17 protein-coding genes are annotated in these 16,650 nt (G+C 36.5%); 3 read left to right on the top strand and 14 right to left on the bottom strand.

Annotated elements, in window-relative coordinates; translation table 11 throughout:
- Positions 1 to 285 precede the first annotated feature (285 nt).
- From V1503_RS25185 to V1503_RS11865, 14 genes are all read right to left on the bottom strand, one after another.
- A complete protein-coding gene (locus V1503_RS25185) occupies positions 286 to 1,506 on the bottom strand; it encodes a flagellin N-terminal helical domain-containing protein (protein ID WP_496113365.1) in 1,221 nt (406 codons plus the stop codon).
- Between the two features lie 216 nt (positions 1,507 to 1,722).
- Positions 1,723 to 1,968 (bottom strand): carbon storage regulator CsrA, encoded by a 246-nt coding sequence (gene csrA / locus V1503_RS11925; protein WP_320258076.1) that lies wholly within the window; start codon positions 1,966 to 1,968, stop codon positions 1,723 to 1,725.
- Positions 1,969 to 1,981: 13 nt separating this feature from the next.
- Positions 1,982 to 2,425 carry a flagellar assembly protein FliW gene (gene fliW / locus V1503_RS11920; protein WP_410627157.1) on the bottom strand — a complete coding sequence of 148 codons (444 nt, stop codon included), beginning with the start codon at positions 2,423 to 2,425 and terminating at the stop codon, positions 1,982 to 1,984.
- Positions 2,426 to 2,442: 17 nt separating this feature from the next.
- Positions 2,443 to 3,033, bottom strand: coding sequence for a DUF6470 family protein (locus V1503_RS11915; protein ID WP_410627155.1), 591 nt, complete (start codon positions 3,031 to 3,033; stop codon positions 2,443 to 2,445).
- A gap of 69 nt (positions 3,034 to 3,102) precedes the next feature.
- The gene (flgL, locus tag V1503_RS11910; RefSeq protein ID WP_410627153.1) at positions 3,103 to 3,984 is read right to left on the bottom strand and encodes a flagellar hook-associated protein FlgL; all 882 of its coding nucleotides are present in this window, start codon (positions 3,982 to 3,984) and stop codon (positions 3,103 to 3,105) included.
- Positions 3,985 to 3,996: 12 nt separating this feature from the next.
- Positions 3,997 to 5,517: a flagellar hook-associated protein FlgK gene (gene flgK / locus V1503_RS11905; protein ID WP_410627151.1), complete on the bottom strand. Its 1,521-nt coding sequence runs from the start codon at positions 5,515 to 5,517 to the stop codon at positions 3,997 to 3,999.
- A gap of 20 nt (positions 5,518 to 5,537) precedes the next feature.
- A complete protein-coding gene (locus V1503_RS11900) occupies positions 5,538 to 6,035 on the bottom strand; it encodes a flagellar protein FlgN (RefSeq protein ID WP_410627149.1) in 498 nt (165 codons plus the stop codon).
- Positions 6,036 to 6,073: 38 nt separating this feature from the next.
- Positions 6,074 to 6,337 carry a flagellar biosynthesis anti-sigma factor FlgM gene (flgM, locus tag V1503_RS11895; RefSeq protein ID WP_410627147.1) on the bottom strand — a complete coding sequence of 88 codons (264 nt, stop codon included), beginning with the start codon at positions 6,335 to 6,337 and terminating at the stop codon, positions 6,074 to 6,076.
- Positions 6,338 to 6,425: 88 nt separating this feature from the next.
- Complete coding sequence (locus tag V1503_RS11890; protein ID WP_410627145.1) at positions 6,426 to 6,848, bottom strand: TIGR03826 family flagellar region protein; 423 nt, start codon at positions 6,846 to 6,848, stop codon at positions 6,426 to 6,428.
- Positions 6,849 to 7,103: 255 nt separating this feature from the next.
- Positions 7,104 to 7,808 (bottom strand): ComFC family protein, encoded by a 705-nt coding sequence (locus V1503_RS11885; RefSeq protein ID WP_410627143.1) that lies wholly within the window; start codon positions 7,806 to 7,808, stop codon positions 7,104 to 7,106.
- Positions 7,809 to 7,836: 28 nt separating this feature from the next.
- The gene (locus V1503_RS11880) at positions 7,837 to 9,354 is read right to left on the bottom strand and encodes an ATP-dependent helicase ComFA (RefSeq protein WP_410627141.1); all 1,518 of its coding nucleotides are present in this window, start codon (positions 9,352 to 9,354) and stop codon (positions 7,837 to 7,839) included.
- 330 nt (positions 9,355 to 9,684) lie between these two features.
- Complete coding sequence (locus V1503_RS11875; protein WP_410627139.1) at positions 9,685 to 10,527, bottom strand: DegV family protein; 843 nt, start codon at positions 10,525 to 10,527, stop codon at positions 9,685 to 9,687.
- A 187-nt stretch (positions 10,528 to 10,714) separates the two neighbouring features.
- Positions 10,715 to 11,416 (bottom strand): response regulator, encoded by a 702-nt coding sequence (locus tag V1503_RS11870; protein ID WP_214480753.1) that lies wholly within the window; start codon positions 11,414 to 11,416, stop codon positions 10,715 to 10,717.
- 180 nt (positions 11,417 to 11,596) lie between these two features.
- A complete protein-coding gene (locus V1503_RS11865) occupies positions 11,597 to 12,733 on the bottom strand; it encodes a sensor histidine kinase (protein WP_410627137.1) in 1,137 nt (378 codons plus the stop codon).
- Positions 12,734 to 13,205: 472 nt separating this feature from the next.
- Here V1503_RS11865 and V1503_RS11860 point away from each other — a divergent pair, with 472 nt between their 5' ends.
- The 3 genes from V1503_RS11860 (at position 13,206) to V1503_RS11850 (ending at position 16,264) form a co-directional block, all read left to right on the top strand.
- Positions 13,206 to 13,844, top strand: a complete 639-nt coding sequence (locus tag V1503_RS11860; RefSeq protein WP_214480755.1) for a YigZ family protein — start codon at positions 13,206 to 13,208, stop codon at positions 13,842 to 13,844.
- Between the two features lie 31 nt (positions 13,845 to 13,875).
- A complete protein-coding gene (locus V1503_RS11855; protein ID WP_320258064.1) occupies positions 13,876 to 14,883 on the top strand; it encodes an LCP family protein in 1,008 nt (335 codons plus the stop codon).
- A gap of 346 nt (positions 14,884 to 15,229) precedes the next feature.
- On the top strand, positions 15,230 to 16,264 hold the full coding sequence (locus V1503_RS11850) for an LCP family protein (RefSeq protein WP_410627134.1): 1,035 nt from the start codon (positions 15,230 to 15,232) through the stop codon (positions 16,262 to 16,264).
- The last annotated feature ends 386 nt before the right edge of the window (positions 16,265 to 16,650 follow it).

The following is a 16,650-nucleotide window of genomic DNA, read 5'->3' as shown; positions in this document are numbered from 1 at the left end:
AAACTCCTCTCTGTGACAAGATAAAAAAGCTTTTCATATAATGAAGAAAAGCTGTAAGCGCCTTAGCCTTAATAAGCACTAAGTAGCCTTTGATACAACAATAATTAAAGGTTTAGCACTCATATTTTTCATCATGAAACTAAGCACTAAAATGGTGAATAACAATCTGAATTTTACTTTGAGGTATAGTTTATAAAAGATTAACATGCAATAACATATTTGTGTCTAAAAAAAGAGACCTTAGATGATCTAAGATCTCTCCTTCATGTATGCTAGCTTCAGTTATTAACGTAATAATTGAAGTACGCCTTGTGGTTGTTGGTTAGCTTGAGCCAACATTGATTGAGCTGCTTGAGAAAGAATGTTATTCTTCGTGAATTCCATCATTTCTTTCGCCATGTCAACGTCACGGATACGAGACTCAGCAGCTGTTAAGTTTTCAGAAGATGTGCCTAAGTTATTAATTGTATGCTCTAAACGGTTTTGGAATGCACCAAGTTGTGAGCGTTGTGCAGAAACAGTTTCAATAGCATGGTTAATTGTTGATATTGCCGCTTCTGCTCCTCCAGCAGATGTCACGTCAACCCCTTCAACAAACAATGCACTTGCACTCATATCTCCGATACTTACACTCATATTTTGTGATGAATTCGCACCAATATGAAAGCTCAATCGATCATCAGTTAATTCAGATACTTCTTTACGAGCAGTAAAAGTTATTTCTTTCCCAAGATCCTCTGCTGAAAAGTCCTCATTAATTTCTAGCGTAAATGAACCAGAATTGGTTAAAAAGGTATTCGTTCCACCATTAGGGTCGGCGGTAGTTGTATTATCAATAGTTATTGTTGCATTACCATTGTGTTCCATTGTAGCTACATTTCCATATGAATCCGTAAACTGAAGTGTAGCACCGTTAGCAGCATCAAATTCAATAATTTTCACATTTACAGTAATATCCTCAGCAGAAGAATCTACAGGTGGTGTTGCTGTAAGGTCAGATTCTACAGTTAAACCCACATCTCCAAAAAGGACTGTATCTCCTGCATTATCATAACTTATAGAGGCTTCTTGTTGAACCACACCTTCTCTAGTACCGTCTAATAATGTCTTTGTGTTAAATTCAGTTGTAGTAGATATACGATCGATTTCCTCAACTAATTGGTTCATTTCCTCTTGTAATTCAGCACGATCAGCATCAGTATTTGAGTCACTTGCTGATTGAACAGCTAGCTCACGCATACGTTGAAGGATTGAGTGTGTTTCGTTTAGGGCACCTTCAGCTGTTTGGATTAGAGAAATACCATCTTGAGCGTTTTTTGAAGCCATATCTAAGCCGCGGATTTGCCCACGCATTTTTTCAGAGATAGCTAAGCCTGCTGCGTCATCTCCAGCACGGTTAATACGAAGACCTGAAGATAATTTCTCCATTGATTTTGATGCTGCGTTGTTACCTGCTGTTAATTGACGGTAAGTGTTAAGAGCTGCGATATTATGATTAATTCTCATTGTTAAATTCCTCCTTGAATTTTGTATTCCACATCCATATGGAATAGGTATAAAGTATGGTAATTACATACAATAGTCGGCCGCCTATGCATCTAATCTACCAGTTATACTATATATATCGACACGCTTGTTAATTGTTTAATAGATTTTTTAATATTTTCTTGTAAAATTTTCAGGATATATGTAATGAGCGTGAAAAATAAAAAGTCCTAACCATCATGATAGTTGGTTAGAACTATTTTTTAATGTTTTATTTAGTTGCTGTAGGATATCTTTCGAGTTGAGGGCAGACTCAATATTTTCTTGTTGAATAGACAAGTAAATTTCTTTGCGATGTATTTCTGTTTTCTTCGGTGCTTTAATACCTAGCTTAATTTGCTCACGATCAATGGCTAATACTGTCACTTCGATGTCTTCACCAATTTGAATGGCCTCATCTACTTTTCTCGTTAACACTAGCACATCTGCTCCCCCCTTACTTCATTAATTTTTGCTTCTGAGTAAATAAATTGTGCTTTGTATGGTAGGACGTATTTGTTAAAATGACTTGTTTTCCTACTCGCTTTTCTGCATTTATTACAATCGGTGCTTGAAGATTAACAGTCGTGTTTGTAAACGGCTCATGAACTGTAATTATATTGTAAATTGCGACATTTTCCTCTAATATAATATTTAATTGATCGAGCGTACGGCTATCTAGCTCGAAAGTATAATCTTGAAAATAGGAGAATGGTTCTATGAGCGTAAATGCGACATCTTTACTACATACAGACTGCAAAATTTGAAATGGTGTCCCTTGTGAAAACGGGATAATGACAAATTCCTTTTCATCTAAGAAGCCTGGAATACCATTCGCAAAAGTAATCATATCGTCATTATTTATATTGACCGTACCATGATATTTCGTATTAATTTCCATAGTTCACAACCCCGTAACTAAATTTCAATCTCAAAATTATTACCGACAAATTTCAAGTTTTCAAAATCAATTTCTAATGAGTTAGAGCGCATTACAGCAGTATAAACATCACCAGGCTGATAACGGATAATTGGTCTATGCACTTCGACTTCAATTATTGGCCTATGAACTTGCACGTCGATATGAACCTGTGCAGGCTCATAATCGGTTTTCACACTAAAATGTGAAGGAATAAAACCAATGTTCTTCTCATATAATGGTCGTTCACTATTTTCCTTCGCTTGCTTGGCGATTGGATTTCCTCTATTTTCAATGCGCATTAGCTCATCACCTTGCTGTGATCGACGCTCTAGTCCGTCAAGCCAATCCTTATAGCCAAGTTCAGCTGCTTCTTCAATTCTTCGGAAAATATGTTTTAAATCCATATCCTCCCATGCCTGTGTCTGATCTATCGTTAGCTTTCCTGGCGTAGTTTCTATTAATACATCCGGTTTAGGCTGTTCAATCGAAACCTCGGCTGGTGGTTGTTCAATTTCTACAGTTGCGGGTGTCGTCAGCATTTCCATTTGGATAAGGCTTGATTGTTGACGAATTTGTGGTAATTGCATAGCGCTTTCACCCCTTATTTCATGAAAAAGCTATCTCCAATAGAAGATAGCTATATTTTTTATCATTGATTATCGTAAAAAGTCCATTAACGTTGGCTGCATAATACTTGCGCCAACACTTAAAGCAGCACGATGAACACTTTCCTGTACAGTTAAATCGATAATGACCCGCTCTAAATCTACATCTTCATTGTCAGATAAAATTTTAGTAGCGATGAGCTCCTGTTGGGCTAGGCGATCCTCGACTAGCTCAACGCGATTATAGCGCGCACCTAGCTCAGATCGCTCAGCGGAAAGGCTAGATAAATGCCCATCAACCTCGTCTAATAGTGTATCAAAATCTCCTGAGCCTGATGCCAGCCCGTTAAGGCTGTCTTCAATATCCTGAATGGTGTCAAAAAGTGCTTGACTAAACACGTTATCTGCATTTATATTTGCCTTCATATCAACTCCGTTGGAAACAGAAATATTAAATGCATCCGTATTGATATTTGCAACTATAGGAGGTCCTGCATTGACAGGAGCTTCATCTATCGCTGTCCCATTATAAATATATTTCCCAGCTACCTTCGTATTCGCTACAGATATTAAATCTTCCTTAATTTGAGACAGCTCATCCGCTATCGCTTGTTGATCCTCAGGCGATAGCGAGCCGTTTTTTCCTCTTAATACTAGATCACGAACTTGGGCAAGAGCAGAGTTTGCATGGTCTAGCCCATCTTCGGAATTTTCAATCCATGAGTATAATTCTGAAAGGTTTCGTTGATATTGCTCTACCTCTGTCAAGTTCGTTCGATAAGCTATGCCCTTCATCGCTATTACTGGATCGTCTGAAGGTCTAGTAATTTTCTTCCCTGTAGATAACTGGTCTTGTAATTCGCCGAGTCGAGAGTAGCCTTGACTAATATTACGAAGTGAGCGATCAGCAATCATCGTTTGAGTAACTCGCATGTTTTATTCCTCCTATCTACCTACTATTCCCATTCCATTTATTACTCTATCTAACATTTCATCAATCGTTGTAATATTTCTTGCCGATGCGTTGTATGCATGCTGAAATTTAATCATATTCGTAAACTCTTCATCTAAAGATACACTGCTCACGGATAAACGATTTTCTTCTGCTGTACTAAGTAATAAACCGACATTATTTGTGAAAACAATCGATTCTTTGGAAATAACAGCCATTTCACCAATAACACCTTCATAATAATCTTGTAAATTTGTCGTTTCCCCATCAATTGTTAATGCGTTATTTTTCACTTCTGCTAATGCGACAGCGTTACCACCATCCCCAAGCTGACCGGTTGCAGACGCCGCAATGTTATCCGTTGATGCTTCAATTTCAGCTGATAGCTGAAGAAGAGCTGCAGCCCCTTCAGGATTCGTCAGTGCTTCAAAGAAGTTAACTGGGGTTTGCGTACCTGCATCAATATCATTTACATTCCAACCTGATTGATGGACATTGTTAAATTCCGTTGCAAAGGCATAGGCCATATCATCAATCTTTTTGATCATGTCAGGATAAACGCCTTCTTTTGAGGTCCCATCTGTATAGCCGTATGAATCTATTAAACTTCTAATGCTACCTGTTGAAGCAAAGCCACCATCAACACCAATCGTATTACCGTCAAAATCAATCGATTCAGCCAAACCATTTGTTGCATTGTAATTAATCGTTAATGCGTTCACATTACCGGATGTATCTACGAGTGTGCCAAGTGAGTTCCCAGAATCATCAACGAGAGTGACAGTTGCAATCCCGTCTGCTGTTGGAGGGGCATGTCCCCCACTTGAAGTGTACGATACTTCAATGTTAGCAAGATTAGATATTTGGTCTAAAAGTCGGTCACGCTCATCATACAAATCATTTGGTATTAAGCCGTGTGGTTCTACTTCAGCAATTTGCTGATTAACATTATTCAACAATGTCGCTAGTGTATTAATTTCATCAATGCTATGATCTAGCTTGTCTTTAAAATCCTGTTGTGTAGCTTGTAATGAGCTCGCTATGTAATTAAATGCTTGTGCAACTGAACGACCGTTTTCTCGAACAACTGAACGCGCTCCTGAGTTTGATGGATCAACAGCTAAATCCTCTAAAGATTTCCAAAAAGCATCGATTGTGCTTGATAAACCTGAATCAGAAGGCTCATTCATGATGTCCTCCATTCGAGAAAGGGCTTCTGCACGAGATTCCCAATAACCGAGCTTACTGTTTTCACTTCTATATTGAATGTCTAGAAAACGATCCCTTATACGTTGTATTTCTCCCGCTTCAACACCTGTACCCATTTGCCCAGGGATTTCTGGTCTATTTATTGACGCAGGTGGGTAAGGTTCTGTTTGTACGAAATCCACTCGTTGTCTTGTGTAACCAGGTGTGTTTGCATTTGCGATATTATGCCCTAGGACGTTTAGCGCTGTTTGCTGTGTCGTCATGCCTCGACGGGCTGTTTCTAATCCGTGAAATGTAGAGCGCATGTATACTTTCCTCCGTTTCTTTACGCTTTTGAGTCAAACATGCTGCGATTAACTATTTGTTCATGTGATGTAGTTGACGTTGGTTTTTCATAATTGAATGAAGTAGGCTGTGGGATGAGTAAATCTAGAGACAAGTTAACATATTGGAGTGATTGATATATAAGCGCTTGATTAAGTTCATTTTGTTGTTTTAGCTTGTCTATCACTTTAATTAACTCGCTTTGTATGTCAGCTAACTGTTGTTTCGTCTGACCAGAAACGATGTTGATACAATCAGTCATCGTTGGCTCATTCCCTGAAATCGGATGACCACTAACTAGCTCGTAAACCATTGCTTTTCGTTCTTCATTCAGCTTATTAATGATGGCAATATGCTTTTGTTCCTCTATGAGAATCTTGTCCAAAGACTCAATATTACTACTTTTTATGACATCTACCTTTTTTATACTTAGATCATACAAGCTTTCGTGTTGTTTAAATAAGCTTTCTAAAGTTTGTAATAATTTTTGAGAAGACAATCGTACTCCCCCTATTTATCTGTAATATCTATGTTGTGTTATTGTTTAGTGTAAAAATGATACAATCCTTTAGCAACCTGTTCGCGATTAATTGTATAAGTACCATTTTGAACTTGCTGCTTTAGCGATTCGACCTTTTGCTGACGATCGATTTCAACTTGTGAGGTTTCCTGTAATTCCTTTGCAGCTGAAGAAATTTCGATTCGATCAGATTTCGTATGCTTATCTATGTTATTTTTATATTGGTTCGTTTGCTGCTTATATGCATATAAGCCATTTGGTTTAAACTGATTAATTTTCATGTGTATCCCTCACCTTCATTAATGAGTGAACTCCCCTCTTGTTACTATTATCGGTTGTTAACAATAAATTTTAATAAACAATAGTAAATTATTCATCTTTGTAAAGAGAATAATAAGTAATAGACTTGCGTTCACGCTTCCTCATATGTTCCTGTCTATGTTCTTCCCTTTCAAATGTAGCTAATTCATTTTTTAATTGAGCCACACATTTTTTGCATAGTTCACCCTCTTGAATCAAATCGTTACACCGTTTACACGGATATCCTAAGTTCGGAAATTGCTTAAGGCTTAACCGCCCTTTTTTAATAAATTTGATAATATATTCTTCAGCTACCTCTGTATCCTCAACAATTTGTGCAATTGTAGCACTGCGGTTTTTTTTGATTCGTAGGTACGTATAAATCTTGTTAAATGCTTCTTCCTCTTCTTTATAGCATTGATCACAAACTTCTCTCATATTATGCTTTACAAATAATCTCTCACACCGTGGGCAATTCATTAATTCATTCATCATAATCCTCCCGTACTATGTGTATTCATATTTTTAGTCTACTATAGCATTCTATGTTCTAATTGATAATGGCTCTTTTCGTAAACATTGTTGCTTTTGTTAACAAATTCGTACTACAAAAAGTGATTTTATATGTTAGTCATTTTCGTACAGAAGAAAAGATGCCACGATCGATAGTTGACTACGTGTTTATTTCTTAATACGAAAAATAACAATCAATGCGAAAACAGCATTGATAATAAAGAAATGACATATTTATCCTCGCACTAAAGTGAGCGAAGAAGCTGATTTTGCCCCAGCTTGTAATAGGGCTTTCGCAGCATGACGGACGGTTGTTCCAGTCGTATATACATCATCAATAAGTAAGATTTGTTGGTGTTTCACAAGAACAGTTTCATTAAATATAAACATATTGTCCGAATGGATACGTGCATATCTTGATTTTTTTGATTGTTTTTTTACGTGTTTACGTGATAGAGGATGAGACAATGATAAATCTAGCAAATGAGCTATTGCATCTGCTTGATTAAAGCCTCTTTCATATAAACGTTGATTACTTAAAGGAATGGGAACTATCATATAGTTATCTTGAAAATGTTCTTTAAAGCATTGTTGAAATAATGACTTAAAGGCATGCACAACTGCATAATCACCACGGAATTTAAAAAGATTAAGTGTTTCTTTCATATAGTCATTATACATATAAACAGATCGGTTACGCTGAAGTACATCTCGCCACTCTTGTTGATTTTCCCACCTAACACAGTCGTAACATAATGTTGTTGTTGACGATACATCCTGTAAAGGACGACCACATATACTACATAGCTTTCCTTCAATTATTGTAAGCCTTCTATGACATTCGTGGCAAATCTTTTGTTGTTCAGGCGACAAAGTCAATATAGCACGCCAGCTTACTTCCATTTGATATGGTTTGTGACATAGAAGACATGTCTTCATCGTAATCACTCCCTTATAAAACATCAAACTATTTATTATTAATGTAGCCCTGCCTTTGTCCTTTTTTATTCATGTATTGAATATGTCTTTTGGCTCTGACCATCGCTTTTGTTTTTCCGAAATGAAAGAAAATGATTTCTCCAGTTGGATATGCAGCATGCCTTCCTACTCTCCCTGAAATTTGAACGAGTGCACTTTCAGTAAAAATACGATCCTCAGCACCTAGTACTGCCACATCAATGTTTGGTATCGTCACACCTCTTTCAAGTATCGTTGTCGTCACAAGAATTTGAATGTCGCCTTTACGGAAAGCCGCAACTTTTTCTTTACGCTTTGGATCTTTGGATGAAACACTGTCAATTCGTTGATCAAATTTCTTTATAATCATTGTGATTGTGTGCAAAACATCAATTGAAGGAACAAAAAGCAAAGCTTGCTTTTTGCATTGGAGATGCATAGATAGCCATGAGGTGACGATTGTAGGAAGATGATGCTTCAACAGGCACTTCTGCCAATTTCCACACCAGCGAAACGAGGGCAAAGGCAGTGGATAACCGTGATATCTAGCGGGAATGACAATCGCATTCCTTTGTTGTCTTTTTACTTCCCTCTGCCATTGACTATGAGGGGTAGCTGTCAAATAAATTGTTGATGCCGTTAGTTTTTTAGCGTTATTAACAGCATATCGTAGCATAGGTTCTACAGTATATGGAAATGCATCAACCTCATCAATGATCACAACGTCAAAAGCACGATAATAACGTAAAAGTTGATGTGTAGTCGAAAGCGTCAATGGTTCAAGTTTATTTTTCAAGTCAGCGCTCCCGCCGTACAATGCATTAATATTAATAGAAGGAAAAACTTCTCGTAAGCGCGGTGCAAGCTCTAACACAACATCTGTTCTTGGCGTTGCAATGCATATATATTTATTCGTTTGCAATGCTCTTTCTATTCCACTGAATAACACCTCTGTTTTCCCAGATCCACACACAGCCCACACGAGAAGGGTACTATGTTGATCTATTGTTTCTTTAATTGTTGTCGAGGCTAGCTTTTGACTTTTTGACAATGTACCATCCCATTGTAATGAACCATCATTCCTCGGAGAATCTGGGCTTGGACCAATCCAATGTATGACAGGTGTGCATTCACTTATTCTCCCTAGCATAATACATTTTCTACAATAGGTACATTTTTCATGACATCGAGCACATAAGAAGCTGGAAAAGAGCCGCTTGTTTCGATTACCACACCGTTCACAATAATAATTTCCATGTTTAAAAGTAATTCCTTGTTGATAAGTAAGGTAGCCATTTACATAATGCTCATGGATAAGGTCTAGAGGATAGGGGATATCGTGTAACAACAGTTGCTTTCCAAATAAGTATTGCTGTAGTTGCTTACTGTAGACATAAGAAGAATTACAAGTTGGAGGTGACATGAATGAACACTGTCCGAGTGGTTTTTTTTGGAGATGATGCTTTTTAAGCTCAGAAGTAGCAAGAGGCTCAGGTATTAACCGCTCTCGATACTCGTAAAACCGCATATTCGAGCTCCTTTCATAATTTATGAATAGTCATATTTAGTTTAATAGTAGTTGACATAAATTGTTATTCAATGAGTTTTCGTAGCGTTGTATCTTATAACATGACCAGCTTATTAAGTGATCCTACAGTAGGGGTTCGCTTATGCCCCCCCTGCTGTGAATGAGATATAAATAAATTAAGGTGTTTTCGAATGATTGATGTTTTTTGTACTACATGTACACATCCAGATCATTTTTTTTTTCGGTAAAACGATGACAAAAATAAAAACTCTCTTCCTACGATGCTCATTTTATAACAATAGCAAGACAGCTTACGAAAAGAGCCATAAATTACTTCCTATACCAGCCCATACCTATTGCACCTTCTCCAAGATGTGTGCCGATAACTGCTCCGAAATAGCTTAATGTAAATTCGACATGTGGATACTGCTTTTCAAGTTCACTCTTTATTTGCTCAGCTTGTTGTTCGCGATTTGCATGAATGATGACTGCTCGCATTGGTAATTGATTTGAAGCCTCTTCTCCAAACATGTCTATCATTTTCTGAAGTGCTTTTTTGCGTGTACGAATCTTTTCATACGGCACAATCACTTTATTAACAAAATGCAGAACTGGCTTCACTTGTAGAAGACTGCCGATTAATGCTTGAGCACTGTTTAAGCGTCCCCCACGCTGAAGGTGTGATAAATCATCAACCATAAAATAAGCTTGGACTGACTTTTTCATTTCTTGAAGCCTCAAGGTTATTTCTTCAGGAGTTTTACCTTCCTTTGCCATTTCAGCTGCCTCTATTACATAAAAGCCTTGGAGCATACAGCTCGTCTCTGAATCGAATGGGTAGACATTTATGTTTTCGACCATTTCTCCAGCTGAAACTGCACCAGCATAAGTTCCACTAATACCGCTGGAGAGGTGAATACAAATGACTGCGTCAAAATCATTAGCTAATTGTTTAAATTTCTCAACAAACAAGCCAATTGACGGCTGTGAGGTTGTTGGTAGCTCTCCATTACCACGAACCTTGTCATAAAAATCGTCTGCTGATATTTCAATTTCTTCTTTATATGATTCGTTCTCGAAATTAACCATTAATGGAATCATTTCTATATGAAGCTTTTTACGAATTTCCAATGGAATATACGCCGTACTATCAGTTAAAATTGCCGTCCTCATTCCTACAATCCTTCCTTATGCCGTATGTTTGAGCTTAATAACATCTTTATACCATCATTTATTTTACATGATATTGTTTATAAATTGTATAGAAAATACACAAGCTATTTCAATTATTAAACGACGAATATGATCATAAACCCTAACCTTCTCATTCACACAATCATAAGGTGAGGTGTTACCTCATTTATCGTACTTCCACCCAGCCATTTTTAATGGCAACTACAACTGCTTGAGTACGATCATTAACACTCATCTTTTGCAAAATATTACTTACATGGTTTTTAACTGTTTTTTCACTAATATATAATGCTTCACCGACTCCACGGTTGCTCTTTCCGTCTGCTAATAGCTGTAACACTTCACATTCACGTCTAGTAAGGATATGAAGCGGTCTTCTTATTTCAGTTTTTTCAATGGCATTTCCCATATTCGTTTGTCCACCATCAGCTAAGCGTCGGAATTCATTTACAAGATTATGCGTGACCTTTGGATGTAAATATGAGCCTCCATTTGCTACAACTTTTATCGCTTCAACTAATGCATCCGCATCCATTTCTTTCAACAAATAGCCTCTAGCACCAGTCTTCAAAGCATGCATAACATAGTTTTCATCATCGTGAATCGAAAGAATGATGACCTTCGCTTCACTATTTTCTTCTATTAGTAATCTTGTCGCTTCAACACCATTTACAATTGGCATATTTATATCCATTAATATAACATCAGGATTAAATGTTTTTTCAAGTTGTAAAGCTTCGTTTCCGTCACTACCTTCCGCAACTACTTCAAAGCTCTCCTCAAAATCTAAAATCCTTTTTACACCTTCTCGAAATAATTGATGATCATCAATAATAACTATTTTAGTATTCAATGTAATCCTCCCCATACTTTTCAAGGCTACTAAGAACTACGTTACTATATTTATTAATAGCTTAATCCTCTACCGGTAAGAAATAATAGTATTTTTACTGCATTTACATGCGTATTACTCTATGTCTTTTCCTTTTATTACATTCGATTATTTGAAATTACCCTACCACACCTGCCACTACGTCTTGAATGATCATTAAACAGGAATTGGGATTCTTATCATAATTACCGTACCTACACCCACTTTGGAATCTACTGTCATTTCACCTTCTAATAAGTCTACTCGCTCATTCATTCCTATAAGTCCAAAAGCATTTTCTTTTTTTTCATGGATGTTGAATCCTTTACCATCATCTTTAATGACCAGTATAACATTATTCACTCCAATTTCAATTTTCACCTGGATTTTACTTGGGTCAGCATGCTTAATGGCATTTTGTACCGATTCCTGTGCTAGGCGGAAAAGTGCTACCTCTAATCGAGCAGGTAATCTTTTTTCCTTTCCAATACTAAGAAATAGAATGACTACTTGATTATATTCTTCAACTGTTGACAAATACTTTTTTAAGGTAGGGATTAGCCCTAAGTCATCTAGAGCCATCGGACGTAGATCATAAATAATTCTTCTTACTTCAGAGAGAGTGGAGCGTACCATCGTCCGTAAATCACGTATCTCTTTAAATGCTTCCTCTGCTCCACGTTCACGGTACAATCGGTCTATTAACTCTGATCTCATCATAACATTTGCGAGCATTTGAGCAGGTCCATCATGAATTTCACGTGATAGCCTTTTCCGCTCTTCCTCTTGTCCCTCAATAATTCTCAAACCAAAATCTTGTTTTTGAATGGCATCTTCAAGCAATTCTCCAACTTGTCGAAAATCACTGTTTAAATAATTGAGAACGACTGAAATTTGTCCCATTAAATGGTCCGCTCGCTCAATCGTTTCCGATAATGCTAATATCCTTCTTTCAAGGTCATCACGTCGATCTCTAAGCTGTTTTTCACGTTCTCGAACCATTGATAAATTCATTTGTAGCGCATGTGCTTGCTCGTAAGCACCGCGAACTTGACTCTCACTATATTGATCAAAATGTCTACTCACCTCTACAAGTCGTTGCCTTGCAAACTTTTCATGAGTATCTAACTTGTCACCTTCATCAATCACGTCATTTACTAGAATTTTTGTCTTTAAAAGTTCTTCATTTAATTTTTCGTATTCCGTACGCGATTGCTCACTTATTTGAAAAATTTCACCTTTGCTACTATCGACAGTTTCTATCATTTTTTTTAGGATATTATCTAATGCTAATGTATTAAATTTCTTTGTCATTTTTCCTCCTTTATATATTGTTGGGCTTTGTATTAGCAATCGATTTTAGACAAATTTTTCATGATTATTGCAATATATGTATAAATTTCAATCTACAGTGATTTAAGAAGGTTCTTGCTTTTAATTATATCATGGAGCAAACAAGTATATTTTCCCATTTAAACGTCGACAAAATTCGCTATTTTTGTCGATATTTTTTAAAAAATTCATACAAATTGGAAGCAATATAGTTAATAGTACCTATTTCATATCGACAACCTAAAAAGCTAAATGATTTTACAAAAATAAAGAATAAGTACAGTATTTATTTGCAAAACAGACTTTGCTCCATTAATGTAAATATTGCGGAAAACTATTTGCTGTAAAATTTTTGTCGTTTTATAATATATATGGAGAATTATAACGAAAAAGAACGACATTTAAAAGAATGGCGAAAGTTTGATCGAGAAGTATATTCAGGAGGGTTATCAGTTTGTTACAAAAGTATTATACCGTAAAGGGAAATGGAGAACATGAAATTACGATTCAAAAATCCCGCTTCATCTGTCACGTAAAGCGAGTAACGACTGATGCAGAAGCACAACAATATATACTTGATATTAAGAAGCAATATTGGAATGCTTCTCATAATTGTTCTGCATACTTAATTGGTGAAAGAGACCAAATTCAAAAAGCAAATGATGACGGCGAGCCTAGTGGCACGGCAGGTGTACCGATGCTAGAAGTGCTAAAGAAGAAAGGCCTAAAAGATACCGTCGTCGTTGTCACTCGTTATTTTGGTGGAATTAAGCTAGGTGCAGGGGGGCTTGTTAGAGCTTATGGGAAGGCTGTATCTGAGGGGCTTCAAGCGACGGGTATTGTCGAAAGAACGCTGATGCGTGTGATGCACACCAAAATTGATTATAATTGGCTCGGGAAGCTCGAAAATGAGCTGCGTTCTTCAATATACAAACTAAAAGAAATTCACTATTTAGAAGATGTCGATATTGAGGTATATGTAGAAGAAGAGCATAAACAACAATTTATTGAATGGATGACAGATTTAACGAACGGTAAAGCCGTCATCTCTGAAGGCATAAGCACATATTTAGAGGAGACCGTTACAATATAAGGAATTACACGAAACGAAGAAGGGTGAGGGAATGAAAGACAATCAGGACAATAAATCAGGAAAGGTTATATCAAAACGACGCAAGAGGCTTATTATCTTCATCATTCCAGTGCTCATTATCATCATAGCTGCCACTGCATATGGTGCAAATTTATATATAAAAGCTCAAAATGCATTTGAAAATTCACGAGAGGTTCCGACTAATGAGGATACATCTAGTCCACCAGTACAAGAAGCGATTATAAAGAAAAAAGATAACTTTTCGTTGTTAATTATGGGCATAGAAAATAGTGAAACGAGGGTTGATGCAAATAATGTAGATGCATTACTTCTTGCTACATTTAATGAAGAAAAAAAATCTGTGAAGCTTTTACATATCCCACGTGATTCCTATGTATATATTCCTTATAAGGATAGTAAAGACAAAATCACACATTCCAATAATGGCGGAACTCAAGCAACCATTGAAACTGTTTCACAGCTTCTTGATCTACCGATTGACCGCTATATTAAATTGGATTTTAATGCATTTGTTGCCATTGTTGATGCACTTGGTGGTATTGAAGTTGATGTACCAATTACATTTTCTGAACAAGATAGTCAGGATCGACTTAATAGCATTTATATAGAAAAAGGCCTGCAAACATTAACTGGTGAGGAAGCACTTGCGTTAGCACGAGTAAGGAAGCTTGATAATGATTTTGAACGTGGTAAACGTCAACAGCTTATTATTGAGGCGATTATTGATAAAGCCGCTTCACTCGGTTCGATTACGAAGTATGGCACGATGATTGAAGCACTTGGAGACAACTTAAAACATAATTTTGCTACTTTCTCTGAAATCACTTCATTATACAAATATGCCACGCCTGATCTCACAATTGAGACGCTACAGCTACAAGGGTATGATTCAACAGCTGGAGCAGCATATATTTTCGAATTAGATGAAACTTATTTAGAAGAAGTTAAAAAAGAACTGCAAGATCACCTAGAAGACGTTGAGCCTCCTAACAATGAAAGCTCTAATAACGAACAATAAAGCATTTATTTCTACAGTTCAACAACATCCTAATTATTGGATATTAGCACCAGCCACTAACATGTTATACTAGATATAGTGGCTTATGTTTTGTTCAACCAGATGGAAACACATTAAGCCACTAACAGCACCTAGAAGTAAGGCATTTTAGTTCGTTATGAATAATATTAGCTTTCATTTTACTAAATTTCCCCATTTACGAGACTTATAAAAAAAGGTACAATGGAAGCTGTTATACTTTTTTTGAGTTCAACAGTAGCCACCATCATTTTAAATAGTGGCTCTTTTACTAAACTTTGTTTGTGCCTATTCGAACAATCTTTAAAACTTAAAGGAGTAGAATGCTATGAATAATGATAGACGCTATCTTAAGTTAAAGCATCGTAAAAAGAAGCGAAGAAGAATAATTTATTTATTTACGATCCCATTATTAGCCATTATATTAGGCGTGACAACATACGGTTCCATTTTATTAAACCAGGCACAATCAGCTGCCAATGAGGCAAATGAGGAATTAGTCAGAGGCGAAAAATCAGAAAAACGCGAAGAAGTCGTACACCCAAAAGCAGATAATATTTCAATTCTATTTATGGGTGTAGATGATAGTGAAGCAAGAGGTAGTGGTAATAGTAGAACAGATGCTTTATTACTAGCTACATTTAATGAGGAAGAAAAGTCTGTAAAACTATTAAGTATGCCGAGAGATTCATATGTTTATATCCCTTCAGTAGGGTATAATGACAAAATAAATCACGCCCATGCTTTCGGTGGAACTGACGGTGCAGTTGAGACAGTTGAAAACTTACTTGATATTCCAGTTGATTACTTTGTAAAATTGAATTTCAACGCATTCGTTGATTTAGTCGACGCACTTGATGGAATTGAAGTCGATGTTCCAATTACATTTTCTGAGCAGGACAGTCAAGATCGTAAAGGAGCCATTTATCTTGAACAAGGGCTACAAACACTTGACGGTGAAGAAGCACTTGCTTTAGCCAGAACGAGAAAAATAGATTCTGACTTAATGCGTGGTGAACGCCAGCAGCTCGTGATGAAAGCAATTGCTGAAAAAGCAGCTTCATTAGGTTCTGTTACAAAATATAGTGCAATCATCGAAGCACTTGGTAACAACATTAAAACAAACCTTACCTTTGACGAGATGATTTCTTTCTATGATTATGCGACATCAAGCTTTACAATTGATAATCTCCAATTGCAAGGTAGTAATGCAATGATTGACGGCATTTATTATTACGATCTAGATAAACAACAATTAGAAAATATTAAGCAAGAATTAAAAACACATTTAAATGTGAATGCAGATCATACGGCAAATGATTCGGTTGTAAACAACGAGCAACAAACATCCGATCATAATTAAGAAACACAGCTCTATTCGTCTATATTTGACGAGTAGAGCTGTGTTATTTTTAATACTAACTTCTCTTAAGTTAATGAAGATTTAAAACTCTCCTTCAGTTCATAATATATGCTTTGCTGTATTGAAAGTGTTGGGAAAGATACTGGAGTTGATGAGACCGTTTGTCATTCGTCCACTTCACTTCGATTCAATGCTATAGTTGCACATATTAATTTATGTTATGAGAAGTGGGATGTACAAACATATCACATCTAACACAAACTGAAGGTCAGCCCTTGAAGTCTTGCTCACCCTTAAAATAAATAAATTTAATCATTTTAAATAGATGCTAAAAAAGGAGGATGACTATGATCCTGCCCAACAAATTCATTGGGTTAGATCATTTG

Source organism: Nanhaiella sioensis (genome assembly GCF_046557775.1).
Lineage (GTDB): Bacteria > Bacillota > Bacilli > Bacillales > SM2101 > Nanhaiella > Nanhaiella sioensis.
This window is presented reverse-complemented; position numbering and strand designations above follow the sequence as displayed.

Bases quoted from the DNA above. Each gene is read 5' to 3' on its own strand.
- V1503_RS11865 (WP_410627137.1), bottom strand. From the start codon at position 12,733: ATGACAAAGAAATTTAATACATTAGCATTAGATAATATCCTAAAAAAA.
- V1503_RS11890 (WP_410627145.1), bottom strand. From the start codon at position 6,848: ATGAATGAATTAATGAATTGCCCACGGTGTGAGAGATTATTTGTAAAG.
- V1503_RS11875 (WP_410627139.1), bottom strand. From the start codon at position 10,527: ATGAGGACGGCAATTTTAACTGATAGTACGGCGTATATTCCATTGGAA.
- V1503_RS11880 (WP_410627141.1), bottom strand. From the start codon at position 9,354: ATGCGGTTTTACGAGTATCGAGAGCGGTTAATACCTGAGCCTCTTGCT.
- flgM (WP_410627147.1), bottom strand. From the start codon at position 6,337: ATGAAAATTAATCAGTTTAAACCAAATGGCTTATATGCATATAAGCAG.
- V1503_RS25185 (WP_496113365.1), bottom strand. From the start codon at position 1,506: ATGAGAATTAATCATAATATCGCAGCTCTTAACACTTACCGTCAATTA.
- V1503_RS11915 (WP_410627155.1), bottom strand. From the start codon at position 3,033: ATGCAATTACCACAAATTCGTCAACAATCAAGCCTTATCCAAATGGAA.
- V1503_RS11850 (WP_410627134.1), top strand. From the start codon at position 15,230: ATGAATAATGATAGACGCTATCTTAAGTTAAAGCATCGTAAAAAGAAG.
- flgK (WP_410627151.1), bottom strand. From the start codon at position 5,517: ATGCGCTCTACATTTCACGGATTAGAAACAGCCCGTCGAGGCATGACG.
- V1503_RS11855 (WP_320258064.1), top strand. From the start codon at position 13,876: ATGAAAGACAATCAGGACAATAAATCAGGAAAGGTTATATCAAAACGA.
- V1503_RS11870 (WP_214480753.1), bottom strand. From the start codon at position 11,416: ATGGGGAGGATTACATTGAATACTAAAATAGTTATTATTGATGATCAT.
- V1503_RS11885 (WP_410627143.1), bottom strand. From the start codon at position 7,808: ATGAAGACATGTCTTCTATGTCACAAACCATATCAAATGGAAGTAAGC.
- flgL (WP_410627153.1), bottom strand. From the start codon at position 3,984: ATGCGAGTTACTCAAACGATGATTGCTGATCGCTCACTTCGTAATATT.
- fliW (WP_410627157.1), bottom strand. From the start codon at position 2,425: ATGGAAATTAATACGAAATATCATGGTACGGTCAATATAAATAATGAC.